The sequence below is a fragment of the Geminicoccus roseus DSM 18922 genome, assembly GCF_000427665.1.
GTDB classification, from domain to species: Bacteria; Pseudomonadota; Alphaproteobacteria; order Geminicoccales; family Geminicoccaceae; genus Geminicoccus; species Geminicoccus roseus.
The window spans coordinates 4,473,461-4,490,341 of record NZ_KE386572.1 but is presented as its reverse complement, the minus strand read 5'-3'; the positions used below and the strand labels follow the sequence as shown (position 1 = coordinate 4,490,341).

The window sequence follows — 16,881 nt, the reverse complement described above, 5'->3', positions numbered from 1 at the left end:
GGTCAAACGGAGGCTCCTGGGGCGCATGGCCGACATCAATTACCTGACTGCGATCCGGTTCGAGTTCGGCGCGGTGAACGGGCTCGCCGACGACCTGAAGGCGCTGGGGGTGATGCGACCCCTGCTCGTCAGCGATCGAGGCCTGGAGAAGGTCGGCCTGGTCGACCGGGTCCGCGACCTGCTCGGGCCGGACGTGCCGGTCTTCCTGGACGTGCCGAGCAACCCGACCGAGGCTGCGGTGAAGGCGGCGGCCCTGGCCTACCGGATGGCGGACTGCGACGGGATCGTGGCCGTGGGCGGCGGCTCTCCCATCGACCTCGCCAAGGGCGTGGCGCTGATGGCGACCCATGACGGCCAGCTTGCCGATTATGCGATGATCCTGGGCGGACTCTCCCGGATCACCAGCAGGGTGGCGCCGGTGATCGCAGTGCCGACCACGGCCGGAACGGGCTCCGAGGTCGGCCGGGCGGCGCTGATCACTCTGGATGATGGGCGCAAGCTTGGCTTCATCAGCCCCCACGTCATCCCCAAGAAGGCGGTTTGCGACCCGGAGCTGACCCTGGCGCTGCCGCCGGGCCTCACCGCGGTCACCGGGATCGACGCACTCTCGCACTGCGTCGAGACCTTCCTGTCGCCGCGCTTCAATCCGCCGGCCGAGGCGATCGGGCTGGACGGTGCCGGCCGGATCTGGCGGAACATCCGCCGCGCCTGCCAGGACGGCCAGGACCGGGACGCCCGGGCGGAATTGATGATGGGCTCGCTGCAGGGCGGCCTGTGCTTCCAGAAGGGGCTGGGTGCCGTCCACGCCCTGTCGCACGCCCTGGGCGGCCTGAAGACCCACGCGCTCCATCACGGCACCCTGAACGCCCTGCTGCTGCCCGGCGTGATCCGCTTCAACGCCGGCCATGTCGGCGACAAGATGGAGCGCCTGAAGGCGGCCATGGGGATCGCGGCGACGGACGACCTGGCCGACGCGTTCGCCCAGCTGAACCGCGACCTGGGGGTTCCGGCCGGGCTCGGCGCGCTGGGCGTGGGCCGTGACGTGTTCGACATCACCATCGAGCGCGCCCTGGCGGATCACAGCCACGCCACCAACCCAAGGCCCGCTTCGGCGGAAGACTATCGTCGCCTCCTGGACGAGATCCTCTGATCAGGCGGACCGGCCGTCCCGCGGGTCGGCCGGTCCTTCCTCGGCCATCGCATCTGCCTGCGCCGGCGAGGCGGGGCCTTCGCCGGTGGAAGGCCGGTCGGGATCTACTCCGGCGTGACGCAGCATCGCCCGGGCGATCTCCCGCTCGCCCAGAATCGTCTCGGTGGCGCCCAGCTGGCTGAGATAGTCCAGCTCGGCGTCCGAATGGGCGCGCGCCAGGATCTCCAGGCCGGGATGGGCCTTGCGCGCCTGCTCGACCACCTGGCCGGCCTCGAAGCTCTGCGCGATCGCCACGAACAGCCTTCGCGCATTGGCGAGGTTGGCGGCTTCCAGGACCCTCGGGTCGGCGGCGTTGCCGGTCATCACGTCCGCACCGTCCTGCCGCGCCAGCTCGGCCGGCTCGTCGCGGTCCTCGATCACCAGGAAGGGCTCCCCGGCATCGCGCAGCCCGCCGCCCACCACCCGGCCGACCCGGCCATAGCCGACCAGCACGGTATGGTCGGCCAGCCCGGTGGGTTCGGGCACCGTCCGACTGTGCGGCGTCTGGATGGCCGCCGGGCCATGATCCGGCCGTTCATGCGCCTGCACCGGCGCCACACGATCCGCCATCGCGAACAGCAACGGGTTCAGGAGGATCGAGATGATGGCGCCGGCCAGGATCAGGTCGCGGCCGATCTCCGGCAGCAGCCCGGTCTGGATGCCCAGGGTAGCCAGGATGAACGAGAACTCGCCGATCTGCGCCAGGCTTGCCGAGATCGTGTAGGCCGTGGAGGCCGGGCGGCCGAAGGCGCGCACGATCAGCCAGGCGGCGATCGACTTGCCGACCAGGATGATCGCCAGGGTCGCCAGCAGGAGGAAGGGCGCCTCCACGACGATCCCCGGGTCGAACAGCATGCCGACCGAGATGAAGAACAGCACCGCGAACGCGTCGCGCAGCGGCAGGGTTTCCTGCGCGGCCCGCTGGCTGAGCGGTGATTCGCTGAGGATCATGCCGGCGAAGAAGGCGCCCAGCGCGAAGGACACGTCGAACAGGGCGGTGGCGCCATAGGCCACGCCCAGGGCGATCGCGAGCACCGCCAGGCGGAACAGCTCGCGCGAGCCGGTATGGGCCACCCAGTGCAGCAGCATCGGGATCACCCGCCGCCCAACCAGCAGCATCAGCGCCACGAACGCGATCACCTTGCCGAACGTGAGCGCGAGCATCCCCCACAGGCCGAGGTTCAGCCGGGTCACCAGGGGCCCTGCCCCGACCTCCACCTGCTCGGTGCCGCTGCCGCCATGAACGGCGTGGGCGATCACCGGGATCAGCACCAGCGCGAACACCATCACGAGATCTTCGACGATCAGCCAGCCGACCGCGATGCGGCCGCGCTCGGTCTCGACCAGACGCCGCTCCTGCATGGCGCGGAGCAGGACGACGGTACTGGCGACCGACAGGGCCAGGCCGAACACGATGCCGCCCGCGAGCGGCCAGCCGAGGTAAAGCGCCAGCGACAGCCCGAGCAGGGTCGCGACCGAGATCTGCACGATGGCACCCGGCACCGCGATCAGCCGGACCGACAGCAGGTCCTTGATCGAGAAATGGAGGCCGACGCCGAACATCAGGAGAATGACGCCGACCTCGGCCAGCTGGTTGGCCAGCCCCTGGTCCGCAACAAAACCGGGCGTGAAAGGCCCCACCGCCGCCCCGGCGAGCAGGTATCCCACCAGCGGGGATATCCGCAGCCGCTGGGCAATGGCGCCGAAGAAGAAGGCCAGCACCAGGCCAATGCAGATCGTGGCGAGCAGGGGCGCGTGGTGCATGCTTCTCCGGGCCGGGCGGCGCTGAACGGTCGTCGGTCGTTGGAGTGCTATCTATATGCGCGGGGGTGTCACCGGGAACAACGCAGAAACATGCGGTGACGAAGCGCCACTTCTAGGCGACGAGTTCCACCAGACCGATCTTCATCAGCCAACCCAGATCAAGCTGGAGCATCGCGGCGGCCTCGTCGGCCGCACCGCCCAGCAGTTCCTCGTACGCGATCCCGGGCAGGCCGGCCGCGACGATGCGCTGGAGGAGGGTGCGGCTCCTGGGTGAGTCGCAGGGCGTCCGGTTCCGCAGCTGCACGACGTCCAGGCTCATCGGGTCGGTCCCGTGGCCGGTGGATGTCCGGCCGGTCGCGCGCAGGCGCATCCCCCGCTGCATGGTCCGGCTGGGATAACCCTGGAACAGTTCGTAGGGATTGCGCCGCCACGGATGGATCGCCGATCGTCGCGGGTGGAAGAGCGCCTTCTTGCGCAGCTTTTCGAGATCCAGGAACAGCGCCTGGTAAGCGCGGATCACCGTGGCCCAGTCATAGGTTGCCCGCGCCCGCTCCTGACCGGCGGCTCCCAGGGCGCGGCGCTTGTCGCCGTCGGCCAGGAGGCTGACGAAGGCCTCGCGCGCCGCGGACACGTCGACCGCCGTTCCCAGCGCGGCGGCCGCACAATAGGTATCGTAGCTCTCCAGCTGGTCCTCGAAGCGCTGGGCCAGCCACAGCCCGGCCGCGGGGTCCGGCGCCAGGGTCGGGACCAGGATCCCGCAGGAAGGATCCACCGTCTCCCGGTATCCGTCCCAGTCCGAAACGACCACCGGCAGGCCCGCGGCCATCGCCTCTACGGGGGTCAGGCCGAACGTTTCCTGGATGTTGTCGGCAAAGCTGACGAACAGGTCGGCGGCAAACCAGATGCCGGCGCGCAATTCCGGCCGGCGGCCGTCCAGCACGTGATGCACGATCGAGGGCGCCAGGGCCTGCTGGGCCTCGATCCAGTGGGCCTCGCGCTTCTCGTCGGTGAACCAGCCGGCCTGGATCAGGTGCACCCTGCCCTTCAGCCGCGGCCCCAGGGCTGCGACAGCCTCCTCCAGCCCGACGAACATCGGCAGCGGATGGGCTTTCACGTAGGCGCTGAGGCGGCCGAAATAGAGGACGGCAACGTCATCCTCGCCGATGCCGAGCCTGCTTCTCCAGCCGGCACGCGCCTCCTGCGAGGCCGGCTGGGATGGATCCAGGGAGGCGGTGTCGACGCCCAGGGGGATCACCGGAAGATGGAGCTTGGGACGCCGTCCGGCCGCCAGCCGCTCCTGGAGATAGCGGTACACGCCATCCACCTGGCGCTTGACCATCGCCTGCACGCTCGTGGAGGTGCAGATCAGCGCGTCCCAGGGCTCGACCGGCGCCAGCAGAAGGTCGCTGAGCGCCTCCATGGCCCCGACCGAGGCGGTGGTGTGAGTCACCCCAACCAGCGACCAGCGTCGCGGATCGCCGCGGCGCCGGCGAAAGGCGAGATCTCCCAGCTGGGGATCCGGGCGGAACAGGGTGCCGGTCGCCTGGATGGCCGTGCTGTCGGTAGGGCTGGCAAGCGCCACCAGCCGGCGATCGTGACCGTCGATTCGCCGGACCGCTTCCACGAAGGCGGCGCGATCGGTGGCCCGCTCCACGTAGCCGACCGCCACGTCGACCCGGGCATGCTCGAGCCAGGCGCGAAAGAAGCTTTCCGTGGCTGCCTGGCGGCCCATCAATCGCGGCTGGTCGGTCCTGAAACTGTCGTCGTGGAACTGGATCGCCGCGTTCACCGGCATCAGGGCCCTCGCTTGGCTGCCACATCACCACGAAGCCGCCTCTATCATGCGGTCCGGCGGGCCGTCAGGGCGTCAGATGCGGTTCAGCAGGAACTCGCGCGCGGCGTTCACGAGGCTGGCCAGGCGATCGGAGCCGCCCTTGTCGGGGTGAACCTGCGCCATCACCCGGCGGTAGGCGGCCTCGACCTCGGCACGCCCCACGCCAGGCCCCAACCCGAGGATGTCCAGGGCCATCGTTTCATTCATCTCTTCGGTGGTATTTGTGGCATCGGAGCCACGGGATCCGCCGGCCTGGGCACGCCAACCAGGCGCCATCCGATCCAGCCAGGTGTCGATCAGCGGCAGGGATGCCGGTTCGGACGCCGACAACTCCTCCCGCAGCGCCAGCACCTCGCCAATGTCCAGGGAGTCAAGGGTACGGCCGGCAAACCGCCCCGTCCTGACCCGGCCGCTCATCGCGCCGCTGGCCCGGTCCAGGCGCATCGAAAGCCAGCCGGTCTCGATGCTGGATTCTCCCGCCGAGCCCGCGGCCTCCCCATCCAGTGGATCCGGTGGCCGGCTCTTCGCGCGCAGCCGGGTCACCGTGAGCCCCAGCGCGCCAAAGAACGCCAGCACGATCCCGAGCCGGCCCAGTGCCAGCAGCCCCATGCTCGCCATCGCCGCAAAACTCGCCATGAACAGTTTCAAAGCGCTCACGACCGACCTGGGCGAGGCGGAGGCGAAGGCACCCAGCAGCCACCAGCCGATCCCGGCCAGCGCCAGGATCGCCAGCAACCATCCCAGCACGATCATCGGCCGACCTGCGACGCGATCTGGCGGAAGGCTCCCCCTTCCTGCGCGGCCAGGCGCTGCAGCGCCTCATCGCCCCCGGACGCATAGACGGCGACCGCCCGCAGGGCATCTGCAAGTGCGCGGGGTGCACTGTGGTCGAAGCGATGGAAGGCTCCTCTCGTGACGCGCGCGATCTCCTGGAACAGAGCACGCGCGCCCGGGTCGGGTCCCTCGTGGAAGGCGAACACCGGCACCGACACCATTGCGAGCTGTCCGGCCAAACCGACCACCTCGTCGGCCTCCTCCTCGCACGCGTCTCCGATCAGGACCAGGGCCGCCACCTTGCCGCTTGTTCGTTCGCGCAGGGCATGACGGAGGACACGGGCGATCTGGGTGTGGCCGGCCCGGCAGCGCACCCGCTCCATCGCGTCCACCAGCGGGCGGGCCTGGTCGTGCCAGCGCGACGCCCGGCACTCGTCCAGGCCACGGAAATAGACGAGTTGCACGCACAGCCCGCCATGGGAGGCGGCCGCCTCGAACATCTGCATCTGCAGCCCGCTGGCCAGATCCCAGGTGGCCTCACGGGACTGGGTCGCATCGATCCCGATGATCAGCCGCGCCGAATCCGCGCGTCCGCTTCCGACCGCCGCCAGCGACCTTGCCTCGGCAACGAATGCGGCAATGTCCTTGCCGCCCGGCTTGCTTGGTAACTTCTCGCTCATGCTTTCCCATATGGCGCAGCTTGCCCGGTGGGTGAAGTGAGCCCAGCCGAGCTTTGGACACCCTGTCGCGCCGGACGTTCCCGGCACCGCGAGCGCCGCCGATGACAGATCCGTCACCGTCTGTATTCAATTCCTTAAGCATGTTGCTAGCAGCATCCGCTTGCCGCTACTCCCGATCCATACGCTCCAAGACGGTCATGCAGCCCCTCATGAACCTTATGGGACTGGTCCTGTGCGCCCTGGCCTGCTGGCCGTTCCCCCTGCACGCGGCCGAGCCGGTGACCCTTCCGGACGACAACCGGCTGGGGACGGTGCATGTCGCGCCCGCAAAGGGCGCCTCCCAGGCCTTCCTGTTCCTGATTTCCGACCGCACCGGATGGAACCAGCACCTGGATGAAGCGGCCGACGAACTCGCTTCGGCCGGGTTCGACGTGGCCGGCATCGATCTTCCGGGCTGGCTCCTCAACCTTGCGGGCGATCCCCCCGGCGACAATTGCCACTATCTGGTCGGAGACCTGGAGAGTGCGAGCAAGGACCTGCAGCGCCGCTGGAACAACCCACAGTACCGCCACCCGGTTCTGCTTGGGCTGGGAAGCGGCGCCACCGTCGCGATGGCCGCGCTGGGCGATGCCCCAGCCGCGACGCTTGCGGGCGCGGTCGCGCTCGATCCTGCGCCAGTTCTCCGCTCCGAGCGCCCCTTCTGCCTAAACGATCCCGGCGAGGTGGAGGGCGAGCCGGGAGGCTACGCCTATCGTCTGTCCGGGACCCTGCCCGGCTGGCTGGTCCGCGGCCAGTGGCGCGCGGAGGAGGCAAAGGCTCCTGATCGGCCGGACGGTGCCGCGGCGATCGACATCCGGCTGCCTCCAGCGAGCAGCCTGGCCGCCGCCCTGGTCGAGGCCCTTCAGGCCGGGATGTCATCCCGGTCCCGGCCTCCGGAACCCGCAGCGGCTCTCGCCGACCTGCCGCTCGTCGCCTTCCCCGCATCCGGGTTCTCCGACAGCTTTGCCATCGTCCTCTCGGGCGATGGCGGCTGGCGAGATCTGGACGCAAGCATCGCGGCGGTGTTCGTCGAGGATGGATTGCCGACCGTCGGGCTGGACTCGCTGCGCTATTTCTGGAACCGCCACGAGCCTGGCCAGGTGGCGGCCGACCTGGATCGGATCGTCCGCCACTTCCGGGAGCTATGGGCGGCAGACCACGTCCTGCTGGTCGGCTACAGCTTCGGCGCCGACATCCTCCCGGCGGTCTGGCCGCTCCTTTCGGACGATACCCGGCATGCGGTGACCCAGGTCAGCCTCCTGGCGCTGGGGACCCAGGCTGCCTTCGAGTTCCATGTCGGATCCTGGGTCGGCTGGGACGATCCCGACGCCCGCCCGATCCCGCCGGACCTCGCTCGCATGGACAGACGCCGCGTGCAGTGCTTTTTCGGCGCGGACGAAAGTCCGGAGGAAACGGGCTGCCGCAGCCCGGAGGCGGCAGGAACCGAACGGGTGGAGCGCCCGGGCGGGCATCATTTCGATGGCGACTATGCCACGATAGCGCAGACCATTCTCGCAGGTCTCGAACGGAGAAGTGAGTGAGCTTGGTGAGGACACCGCAGTCGCCCGGGGCGGCCGTCGGAACGGAGGAAGCCCCGGCCACGAACCGGGCATGGCTGTTCTACCTGAAAGCCATGGCGCCCTATGTCGTCGGCGGGGTGCTCTTCATCGTGGCCATCACCGTGCTCCACCGCATGGTCGGCTCGTTCCACTGGCGCGACGTGACCGAGGAGATCGCCCGGATCGGCTGGGACCGGGTCATCCTCGCCCTCGGCTTCACGGCGTTCAGCTTCGTCACCCTGGTCGGCTACGAGATCTACGGGGTGCGCTGGGCCGGCAAGAGGCTGCCCCTGCTGCACATCGCCACCGCGAGCTTCGTCACCCAGTCGATCGCCCATTGTACCGGCTTTGCCCCGTTCGTCGGGGCGGGCGTGCGCTATCGGTTCTATGTCAGCCAGGGGCTGGGGGCGCTGGACGTAGCGAAGGTCCAGGCGTTCTTTACCTTCACCTTCTCGATCGGCGTGGCGACGCTCTCCGGCATCATCCTGGTGGCAACCCCGGAGACCCTGGGCGCCGCCACCAAGATCCCGACGGCCGTCTGGTTCTCGATCGGCTGCCTCCTGCTGATCGCCGTGAGCGGCTACATCTTCTGGGGCTGGCTGAAGCCGCGCAGCATCGAGGTGCGCGGACACCGCATCGAGGCGCCCAGCCCGGGCATCACCATCATCCAGATCTGCCTGGGCCTGCTCGACCTGGGTGCCGCCGCCACGGCGTTCTGGGTCCTGCTCCCTCCCGAACTCGGCCTGTCCCTGCCCTCGGCGATCGCGATCTTCACCGCCGCGATCATGGTCGGGGTGGTGAGCAGCGTGCCGGGAAGCCTCGGCGTGTTCGAGGGTGCGGTGATGGTGCTGCTGCATCCGTCCGACGACCTGGTGGTCGCAGTGCTGGGCGCCCTCGTGCTGTTCCGGATCTGCTACTATCTGGTTCCGCTGCTTCTGGGCGCCGCGATCATGGGCGGCCTGGAGGTGGCGCGGATCCGCGGCTGGCTGGGCTCGGTCGGGCAGCTGACCGTGCGCGCGGTCGGTCCGATGGCGCCGACCCTGTTCGCGATCCTGACCGGCGTCGCCGGCGTCATCCTCCTCCTGTCGATTGCCACCCCGGCGAGGCAGGTGCGCCTGGACCAGCTGGCCAGCTACCTGCCGCTCGCGGTCATCGAGCTCGGCCATATCTGGGACAGCCTGATGGGCGCCGCCCTGCTGCTGGTCGCGCGCGGGCTGTATCGCCGGGTCCAGGGGGCGTGGCTGCTCGCGGTGCTGTGCCTTGCCACGGGAGCGCTCGCCTCCCTCGCCAAGGGTTTCGACTACGAGGAAGCCGCCTATCTGGTGCTGGTCCTGGTGCTTCTGCTGCCCTGCCGCTCCGAATTCTATCGCCGCAGCTCGCTGCTGGACGAGCGGCTGTCGGCGGGCTGGCTGGTCGCGGTCGCCATGGTCCTGGCGGCCATGGTGTGGATCCTGTTCTTCGCCTATCGCCATGTCGACTACGACCACAGCCTGTGGGCGAGCTTCGCGCTGGAGGCGGAGGTGTCCCGCTCGATGCGGGGGGCCACGGTCGCGGTGATCGCTGCCGCGCTCCTCGGCCTGGCGCAGCTGCTGCGCCAGCCGCCCGCGGCGCCGCGCCCGGCGACCGCGGAGGAACTGGAGCGGGCGCGGCCGATCGTGGCTCGCCACGGTGCCGCCAGCGCCATGCTGGTGTTCACCGGGGACAAGGCGCTTTTCTTCGACCGCACCGGCGAGGCGTTCATCATGTATGCCGTCCATGGCCGCTCCTGGGTGGTGATGGGTGAGCCGGTCGGGCCGAAGGAGCGCTGGGCGGAGCTGCTCTGGGACTTCCATTCCCAGGTCGACCGCCATGGCGGCCGCACGGTGTTCTACCAGGTCGGCCCGGACGCGCTTCCCTGGCTGCTCGACCTGGGCCTGCGGCCGGTCAAGATCGGCGAGAGCGCCAGGATCGCGCTTGCCGGCTTCGACCTGCAGGGCAGGCACCGGGCCGAGCTGCGCAACGTGCGCAACAAGGCCCCGCGGGCCGGGCTGACCTTCGAGCTCCTGCCTCCGGCGCGGGTCGAGGAGGAACTGGCGGAACTCGCCCGGGTCTCCGACGCTTGGCTAGGCGAGCGCAAGACCCGGGAGAAGCGGTTCTCGCTGGGCCGCTTCGACCCGGCCTACCTCGCGGCCACGCCATGCGCGGTGGTGCGCCAGCAGGGCCGGATCGTGGCCTTTGCCAATATCTGGCGATCGGCCGACGATCAGGAAGCCAGCATCGACCTGATGCGATCGGAGCCCGATGCGCCCTCCGGGACGATGGACTACCTGATCGTCGAGACCATTCTCTGGGCCAAGGCGCAGGGTTTCGCCTGGTTCGACCTGGGCATGGCGCCTTTGTCCGGGCTTCCGGGCCATCGGCTGGCCTCGCTCTGGTCCAAGTTCGGCCGGATGGCGGTGCGGCATGGCGGACGGCTCTACAACTTCCAGGGCCTGCGCGCCTTCAAGTCGAAGTTCGAGCCCACCTGGCGGCCTGCCTATCTGCTCTATCCCGGCATTTCGCTGGGCCGGGTCCTGCCGGACATCACCGCGCTGATCGCCGGCGGATGGTCCGGCATCGTGAACCGCTAGCGCCCCGCCACGTCAGCCGAGCAAGAAGCCCCGGCCGATCTCGTCGTCCTCCTCGAGCGTGAAGACGCTCTGGCCGGTATAGTGTGCCTGTCCCGCCACCTCGGCGCGAATCGCCGGGTAGGGGCCGCAGCGCTCGGCCAGTAGCGCCCTGCCCTCGAAGACGGCGCCGGTCACGCTCTGGAAACGGCAGGTCTGGCCGATGCCGGTCATGCCCCGGCGATGCATCACCGCCAGGCGCGCGGTCACACCCGATCCGGTCGGGCTGCGGTCGACCTCCCGGTCTGCGAACACGCAGACATTGGCCGACGGCTCGCCGCTGCCATCGCCGCCATCGGTGAGGATCGTGCCGTAGAGGAAGGCCAGATCGGGATCCTCGGGATGGTGCAGCGCGAGCTGGGCGCGGCCGGCCTGGCTGATCGCGTCGGCGACCTCGACCAGGTCGCGGAGCCTGGAGCTGCGCGGGTCGAGCCCGAACTGGTCGGCCGCGGTGATGACGTAGAAGGCACCGCCGTAGCCGATATCGACCATGACCGGGCCAATGCCTGGCACCTCCAGCACCCGGTCCAGGCCGGCGGCAAAGGCCGGGACCGAGCGGAACCTCACCCTGCCGCTTTGGCCATCCCTCACCTCGACCCGGACCTCCACCAGGCCGCAGGGGCATTGGATGCGCAGCAGCGTCTCCGGCTCCCTTCGTGGAACGAGGCCGTGATCCACCGCGAAGCGGCCAAGCGCGATCACCGCATGGCCGCACATGGTGGACCAGCCCTGGTTGTGCATGAACAGGACCGCGAGATCGGCGTCCTCCAGGTCCGGCTCGACCTGCAAGACGCCGTACATGTCTGCGTGGCCGCGCGGTTCCCACATCAGCAGCCGGCGCAGCGCATCCGACCTTTCCTGGACCTCTCGCCGCTTGGCCAGGATCGTGTTGCCGGTGGGTTTGGGAAACCCGGCCGTCACGATGCGGACCGGCTCGCCCCCGGTATGCATCTCCACCGTCTCGATCCGCAGCATGGCCTGCTCCCGCGATGCGCCCGCCCGATCTGAGAGGAGGATGGAGGACGCTGTCCAGCCTGCGGATGTGCCCGGCGTGAAAGAGTTTCTTAACCTGCTGCGGCTAGGTTCATTGGCGACAGGAGGCCGTGCTCACGGCCGGGGCATGCATGGGACGGGCAGCGGCATGGCGGACACGAAGGATGCGGCGGCAGGCAAGAGCGGCGGTGGCCGCGGGCGGATGATGATCGTCCTGCTGGCGGGCCTAGCGACGCTGGCCGGTGCGGGCGGAGCCGGCGCCTATTTCCTCGGCATGTTCGATTCCAAGGCTTCGGCGGCGTCGGTCCCTGCCGTGGAGCCGGCGGGCGAAGGAGCGGGCGCGGGCGACGGGCATGCGGATCAGCCAGCGGAGGGCGATGCCGGGAGCGGGTCGATGCCGGCCGCGGCGCCGGCAGTGATCTTCGTCGACCTGCCGGAAGTCCTAGTCAACCTGTCCTCGGATTCACGGAGAATGCGATTCCTGAAGCTTCGCCTGGCCGTCGAGGTCTCGAGCACCAGGACCGCCGAGACCGTGCAGCAGCTCACTCCCCGGATCATGGACAGCTTCCAGCTCTATCTGCGCGGGCTGACCGTCGAGGATCTGGGCGGACCTTCGGCCCTGTACCGCCTCAAGCAGGAGATGCTCGCACGGATCAACCTCGCGCTGGATCCGAGCCGCGTCGACGACGTGCTGTTCAAGGAAATGCTGGTGCAGTGAAGCGGCCTCAGGCGGGGAGCGGCACCATGAGCGAAGCCCACGAAGTTCTCGGCCGGTCCGGCCCGCAGTCCAATGGCGGTGCGACGGCGGCCGATCCACCCCATGGCGGTCCGATCCTGAACCAGGACGAGATCGACGACCTGCTGGGCTTTCGCACGGTGCGTGCCGGCGGGCTCAGGCGCGGGATCCAGGCGCTGATCAGTCCGGCAGGAGTGACCTATGAGCGCCTCCCGATGCTGGAGATCGTGTTCGACCGCCTCGAGCGCATGCTGACCACGAGCCTGCGCAACTTCACCGCCGAGAATGTCGAGATCGGCATCGAATCCATTTCGGCGCGCCGGTTCGGGGACTATCTGGAGAGCGTCCCGACCCCCGCGATGCTCGGCGTGTTCCGGGCGATGGAGTGGGACAATTACGGCCTGATCACCCTCGACAGCCCGATGATCTACAGCATCGTCGACGTGCTGCTGGGTGGCCGGCGGGGCGATCCGGCCGTCCGGACCGACGGCCGGCCCTACACCACGATCGAGGCGGCCCTGGTCGAGCGGCTGATCCGCCTGGTGCTGACCGACCTTTCGACGGCCTTTGCGCCGGTCACCAGGATCGACATGCGGTTCGACCGGATCGAGACGAACCCGCGCTTCGCCGCGATCGCTAGGCCCGGCAACGCATGCGTGGTGGTCAGGATGCGGGTCGGCATGGAGACCCGTGGCGGCGTGATCGAGTTCCTGCTGCCTTACGCGACCCTGGAGCCGGCGCGCGACGCCCTGCTGCAGATGTTCATGGGCGAGAAGTTTGGCCGAGACACCATCTGGGAAAGTCATCTTGTCCGGGAGATGCGCCTGACCAGCGTGCAGCTGGATGCGGTTCTGGACGAGCAGGTGGTGAGCCTGCAGGACGTCATGCGGCTCGAGGTGGGCTCGCTGCTGCTGCTCGGCGCCGGTCCCGACAGCCAGGTCACGCTTTGCTGCGGGGCGGTGCCGATGCTCAAGGGGCGCATGGGCCGCCAGGGCGAGAGGCTCGCTGTCCTCGTGGAAGGAATTGTCGAGCGAGGGGAGGAGGACGGAGGTGCTTGAGATGCTGTTGCAGGTGGTGCTGATCGTCCTGCTGCCGCTCTCGATCGGCTGGAGCGCGCTGCTGCACCGGCGCCTGGCGAGCCTGCGGCAGGACGGTGGTGGGATCGCGCGGTTCGTCGACGATCTGGTGGCCGCCACCGCCCGTGCCGAGGTGGTGGTTCGCGACATGCGCAATCAGGCTCAGGACCTCGGACGCCAGTGGCAGCGGCAGCGAGCCGACAGCGAGGCGGCGTTCGCCGAGTTGCGGCAGCTGGTCCTGCAGGCCGAGGGACGCATGCAGCAGTTGCGGCGCGAAAGCCCGCTACCAATCGACCTCCCGGTGGACAGCCAGGGCGTCCCGAGCACCGGAAAGCGGCCGCCGGCACGCTCGGATAACAATAGCCCCGGTCCCTCCTCCCACGAGCGGATCCGTGAAGCGGTACGGGCGCTGCGATGACGATGCGGCCATACCGTCCACGGGCTCGGACCTCGGACCTGCCCCTGCAGGAGGACCCGGGTGAGCTGGCGGACCAGAGGGGCAGCGCCGAGGGGGCCGGTATGCGGTTTCGCTGGTTCCTGATGATTGCGGCGATCCTTGGCGGAGGTGTCGTCTGCTGGACCATGCCGGTCCCCTATCCGGCGATTCCGGAGCTGGGGTCCGTGACCCTGGACGAGATCGAGCCTGCGGCAGGAGATGCGAACGCGGGTCCGGCACGGATGCCGGATCTCCTGGCGGTGGCGGCTCAGGAAGTCGAGGCGCAGCGGGCCGCCTTGGAAGAACGCGAGCAGGAACTCTCGGCGCGGGAGGAGATGCTGCGCGCATTGGCGCGGCGCCTGCAGGCGCAGCTCGCCGAGTTGCAGGGACGCACCCGGACCATCGAGGCCGGGCAGGCGCTGCTGGTCCGCGAGCAGCAGGAGCGGGCCGAGCGCCTCGCCCGGCTGTACGAGACCATGAAGCCGAAGCGAGCCGCCACGATCTTTGATCAGACGCCGACCGAGGACGTGGCCGCCATCGCCCGGCGGATGCGCGACGGCAAGGCGGCCCTGGTCATCCAGCACATGTCCCCGGACCGGGCGAGTGCCCTGAGCGCTCGCCTGGCCGAACCCTGACGGGATCAGGAGCTTCACATCCCGGACAATGGAGGTACTGGCGCCACATCCCCCGCAACTGCGGCCCATAAAGCATCCGTTGGTGTGATGTCTCTTGACCGGATCACGTCGATGAGTAGTCGTTGAGGGTAGATCGTGTCGGGGGGATGCAGATGATACTCCATCCAACACAATGGACCCGTCGGCGACATTCATCAGCGATTGCGATCCTGCGGAGGAGTGCGAGCCTCCTGCTCGGTGTCGGAGCGATCCTCTTGGGGCCGGCGGCACCGGAGGCCAGGGCAGCGGTCGAGCAACGTTCGCTTGATTTGACCATCCGTCCCCTGGACATTCATCTTCGCGACAGCGGGCTGACCTCGTCCGAGTTCGGGCAGAGCAGCATCGGACGTTCCGGGCTGGTCCATGAGCAACGGATGGAACTGGCGATCCAGGCGGGATCTCTCGGCGTCTCCCTGCGCCCGGAGGGCAACCGGCTGAAGCCGGACGTATTCTACGACGTCTCTGGATGGCGGCTGCGCACCCGGATCCTTTCGGGCGATTCCCCTCTGGAGATCGAGGGGATGCTGCTGCGGGCAGCCCATGCCTTGCCCCTGTTCGGGCTGGGATTCGGCAAGGCCGATCTGCCATAGATCCGCGCTGTCCTCCGGCCCCCCGAGGCGGCCGGCCGGAGCGGATCCTCAGGCGATGCGGACCTGCGGGCTCTTCCGGGCCACGATCAGCGTCACCAGGAGCAGGCCGGGCAAGACCGAGAGGTTCATGGCCTGCCAGCCGATCGTGTTCTGCAGGATGCCCGACAGGGTCGCGGAAGTTGCGACGCAGGTGAAGAGCGCCAGGTCGTGCAGCCCCTGGACCCGTGCCTTCTCCTCCGGGGCGTGCGCGGCGGTCAGCATGGTGGTCGCCCCCACGAACATCAGGTTCCAGCCAAGCCCCAGCAGCATCAGCCCGACGGCGAAGTGGGCGACCTGCTGGCCGGAGAGGGCCACGACGACGCAGCCCATGATGGTCGCAGCCCCGGCCAGGACGACCGGGCGTGGCCCGAACCGGGCAACAAGGCTGCCCGTCACGAAGCTCGGCGCGAACATGCCGAGCACATGCCATTGGATGACCGTGGCGCTGTCGTCGAAGCCAAAGCCGCAGCCCAGCATGGCGAGCGGGGTGGCGGTCATCAGCAGGTTCATCGAGACATAGGCCACCAGCGCTGCAAGGAAGGCATGCCGGATCGCGGGGTCGGCCAGGAGGGCCACGGTCGAGCGCCCCGCCGCCTGCCGGACCCTTTTCGGCGGCAACGGCACATCCAGCATGGTCAGCACCAGGCCGCCCAGGGCGGCGGCGGCGAAAACCGCCAGCTGGCTGCCGGCGAACATGATCGGCGCGAACATGTCACGGGTCGCCTTCGCCACCTCCGGGCCGGCGATGGCCGCCAGAATTCCGCCGGCCAGCACCCAGCCGATCGCCCTCGCCCGCAGCCTGCCCGCATCCATGCCCACATGGCTTCCGCCGCCGCAGCAGGACGCATCCGCGGCATCGGCGGCAGTGAACCGGAAATACTGACAGAAGGCGGAGAACACGCCGTAGAGAACACCGGCCAGGCAGAACAGCCAGAACCAGCCCTGCATGATCGCCACGAAGCCGCACAGGCCGGACAGCCCTCCGAACCCGCATCCGGCCATCAGCCCGAACCGGCGGCCGAACCGCTCCATCAGGAGCGAAGCCGGCAAAGTGGCCGACATGGTCCCGAGGAACTGCACGCCCAGGGGCAACGTCGCCAGCATGGGCGCCGGCGCCATGCTCAACCCGACCAGCGGCGAGGTGCTGATCATGATCGTGTTGGCGATGAAGAACAACGCCTGGCAGACGGCCAGGATCGCCAGGTTGCGGTTCAACGAGCCCCCGCGCGCTGACCCTGAAGCGGGCACCAGATTCATAGCCACGAAGCCTAGATGGCGGCAAGCCTCCACGAAAGCACGATGCCGAGGCCAGAAGGCCAATTCTTGAACGGCGTCGCACTTCTGGCGGTAGAGGCAGGGGCGGCCGGCGACCGGTCAATCCATGCAACCACCTGGAGCAGCGGCGGGTCATGGTCGGCTCGCTACCGCGCCTTGCGCGGCACCTTCCGGAACCAGCGCCCTGGGCCCTTGCCGGATCGACTGTCGCAGACACCACTTGCACTGGGCTCATGCCGACATGGCCGCCAGTGCTCCGGCGAACCGCAGTCGCAGGCGGGAAGCAAGTCGAACCTGCACGGCCGGCAAGGATGGCGAATGACCTGCTGCTTCCGCTCGTCCGACCGAGCCTATCGCGATCTGGGCGACGAGCCTCGCCGGCCTCCCCACACCTCGCCCGGTACAGATCGTGGCCATCAGTGCTGCAGGCCTACCGGGAGGCACTTTCGCGTCGCCAATCCCTGTCAAGCCAGGACCGCTGACGCTCGTCATCCTCCGCCGCCCACCAGCTTCACGTCGTGCGGCGGAGAGCACTGCCTGGTCTTCCGACCTGCTCCGGTCTGCCGCGATCTTCTGCC

14 protein-coding genes are annotated in these 16,881 nt (G+C 69.0%); 8 read left to right on the top strand and 6 right to left on the bottom strand.

Going from position 1 to position 16,881, the window contains the following annotated elements; all coding sequences use genetic code 11:
• Positions 1 to 25: 25 nt before the first annotated feature.
• Positions 26 to 1,150 (top strand): iron-containing alcohol dehydrogenase, encoded by a 1,125-nt coding sequence (locus GEMRO_RS0122200; RefSeq protein ID WP_027135765.1) that lies wholly within the window; start codon positions 26 to 28, stop codon positions 1,148 to 1,150.
• Here the strand turns inward: GEMRO_RS0122200 and ybaL are convergent, their stop codons facing one another.
• The 4 genes from ybaL to GEMRO_RS31185 form a co-directional block, all read right to left on the bottom strand.
• On the bottom strand, positions 1,151 to 2,953 hold the full coding sequence (gene ybaL, locus GEMRO_RS31200; RefSeq protein WP_084507369.1) for a YbaL family putative K(+) efflux transporter: 1,803 nt from the start codon (positions 2,951 to 2,953) through the stop codon (positions 1,151 to 1,153).
• A gap of 112 nt (positions 2,954 to 3,065) precedes the next feature.
• Complete coding sequence (locus GEMRO_RS31195; protein WP_051329358.1) at positions 3,066 to 4,748, bottom strand: glycosyltransferase family 4 protein; 1,683 nt, start codon at positions 4,746 to 4,748, stop codon at positions 3,066 to 3,068.
• Positions 4,749 to 4,820: 72 nt separating this feature from the next.
• Positions 4,821 to 5,540 carry a J domain-containing protein gene (locus GEMRO_RS31190; protein ID WP_051329357.1) on the bottom strand — a complete coding sequence of 240 codons (720 nt, stop codon included), beginning with the start codon at positions 5,538 to 5,540 and terminating at the stop codon, positions 4,821 to 4,823.
• Positions 5,537 to 6,241 (bottom strand): hypothetical protein, encoded by a 705-nt coding sequence (locus tag GEMRO_RS31185; RefSeq protein WP_051329356.1) that lies wholly within the window; start codon positions 6,239 to 6,241, stop codon positions 5,537 to 5,539. The genes GEMRO_RS31190 and GEMRO_RS31185 overlap by 4 nt, the downstream gene beginning before the upstream one ends.
• Positions 6,242 to 6,450: 209 nt before the next feature.
• Between GEMRO_RS31185 and GEMRO_RS0122175 the strand changes: the two genes are divergently transcribed.
• Together GEMRO_RS0122175 and mprF are read left to right on the top strand one after the other, a co-directional pair.
• Positions 6,451 to 7,821 (top strand): virulence factor family protein, encoded by a 1,371-nt coding sequence (locus tag GEMRO_RS0122175; protein WP_169728432.1) that lies wholly within the window; start codon positions 6,451 to 6,453, stop codon positions 7,819 to 7,821.
• Positions 7,818 to 10,448, top strand: a complete 2,631-nt coding sequence (gene mprF / locus GEMRO_RS0122170; protein ID WP_157505700.1) for a bifunctional lysylphosphatidylglycerol flippase/synthetase MprF — start codon at positions 7,818 to 7,820, stop codon at positions 10,446 to 10,448. Before GEMRO_RS0122175 ends, mprF begins: the two co-directional genes overlap by 4 nt.
• Before the next feature lie 12 nt (positions 10,449 to 10,460).
• Here mprF and GEMRO_RS0122165 read toward each other — a convergent pair whose 3' ends face one another.
• Complete coding sequence (locus GEMRO_RS0122165; RefSeq protein WP_240476737.1) at positions 10,461 to 11,459, bottom strand: proline racemase family protein; 999 nt, start codon at positions 11,457 to 11,459, stop codon at positions 10,461 to 10,463.
• Positions 11,460 to 11,499: 40 nt separating this feature from the next.
• Between GEMRO_RS0122165 and GEMRO_RS0122160 the strand changes: the two genes are divergently transcribed.
• The 5 genes from GEMRO_RS0122160 (at position 11,500) to GEMRO_RS0122140 (ending at position 14,989) form a co-directional block, all read left to right on the top strand.
• Positions 11,500 to 12,195, top strand: a complete 696-nt coding sequence (locus GEMRO_RS0122160) for a flagellar basal body-associated FliL family protein (RefSeq protein WP_205625060.1) — start codon at positions 11,500 to 11,502, stop codon at positions 12,193 to 12,195.
• 26 nt (positions 12,196 to 12,221) lie between these two features.
• Positions 12,222 to 13,271, top strand: a complete 1,050-nt coding sequence (fliM, locus tag GEMRO_RS31180) for a flagellar motor switch protein FliM (protein ID WP_051329353.1) — start codon at positions 12,222 to 12,224, stop codon at positions 13,269 to 13,271.
• A 1-nt stretch (position 13,272) separates the two neighbouring features.
• Entirely contained in the window at positions 13,273 to 13,707 is a 435-nt protein-coding gene (locus GEMRO_RS0122150; RefSeq protein WP_035485822.1) for a DUF6468 domain-containing protein, read from the top strand.
• Positions 13,708 to 13,808: 101 nt separating this feature from the next.
• Positions 13,809 to 14,360, top strand: a complete 552-nt coding sequence (locus GEMRO_RS35750; RefSeq protein WP_169728431.1) for a MotE family protein — start codon at positions 13,809 to 13,811, stop codon at positions 14,358 to 14,360.
• A gap of 308 nt (positions 14,361 to 14,668) precedes the next feature.
• Positions 14,669 to 14,989, top strand: a complete 321-nt coding sequence (locus tag GEMRO_RS0122140; RefSeq protein ID WP_027135758.1) for a hypothetical protein — start codon at positions 14,669 to 14,671, stop codon at positions 14,987 to 14,989.
• Positions 14,990 to 15,037: 48 nt separating this feature from the next.
• Here GEMRO_RS0122140 and GEMRO_RS0122135 read toward each other — a convergent pair whose 3' ends face one another.
• Positions 15,038 to 16,243 (bottom strand): MFS transporter, encoded by a 1,206-nt coding sequence (locus tag GEMRO_RS0122135; RefSeq protein ID WP_051329352.1) that lies wholly within the window; start codon positions 16,241 to 16,243, stop codon positions 15,038 to 15,040.
• Between the last annotated feature and the right edge of the window lie 638 nt (positions 16,244 to 16,881).

What these genes read in the sequence shown, in the direction of transcription:
- GEMRO_RS0122200 (WP_027135765.1), top strand. Translation starts at nt 26, where the DNA reads ATGGCCGACATCAATTACCTGACTGCGATCCGGTTCGAGTTCGGCGCG.
- ybaL (WP_084507369.1), bottom strand. Translation starts at nt 2,953, where the DNA reads ATGCACCACGCGCCCCTGCTCGCCACGATCTGCATTGGCCTGGTGCTG.
- GEMRO_RS31195 (WP_051329358.1), bottom strand. Translation starts at nt 4,748, where the DNA reads ATGCCGGTGAACGCGGCGATCCAGTTCCACGACGACAGTTTCAGGACC.
- GEMRO_RS31190 (WP_051329357.1), bottom strand. Translation starts at nt 5,540, where the DNA reads ATGATCGTGCTGGGATGGTTGCTGGCGATCCTGGCGCTGGCCGGGATC.
- GEMRO_RS31185 (WP_051329356.1), bottom strand. Translation starts at nt 6,241, where the DNA reads ATGAGCGAGAAGTTACCAAGCAAGCCGGGCGGCAAGGACATTGCCGCA.
- GEMRO_RS0122175 (WP_169728432.1), top strand. Translation starts at nt 6,451, where the DNA reads ATGAACCTTATGGGACTGGTCCTGTGCGCCCTGGCCTGCTGGCCGTTC.
- GEMRO_RS0122165 (WP_240476737.1), bottom strand. Translation starts at nt 11,459, where the DNA reads ATGCTGCGGATCGAGACGGTGGAGATGCATACCGGGGGCGAGCCGGTC.
- GEMRO_RS0122160 (WP_205625060.1), top strand. Translation starts at nt 11,500, where the DNA reads ATGGAGGACGCTGTCCAGCCTGCGGATGTGCCCGGCGTGAAAGAGTTT.
- fliM (WP_051329353.1), top strand. Translation starts at nt 12,222, where the DNA reads ATGAGCGAAGCCCACGAAGTTCTCGGCCGGTCCGGCCCGCAGTCCAAT.
- GEMRO_RS0122150 (WP_035485822.1), top strand. Translation starts at nt 13,273, where the DNA reads ATGCTGTTGCAGGTGGTGCTGATCGTCCTGCTGCCGCTCTCGATCGGC.
- GEMRO_RS35750 (WP_169728431.1), top strand. Translation starts at nt 13,809, where the DNA reads ATGCGGTTTCGCTGGTTCCTGATGATTGCGGCGATCCTTGGCGGAGGT.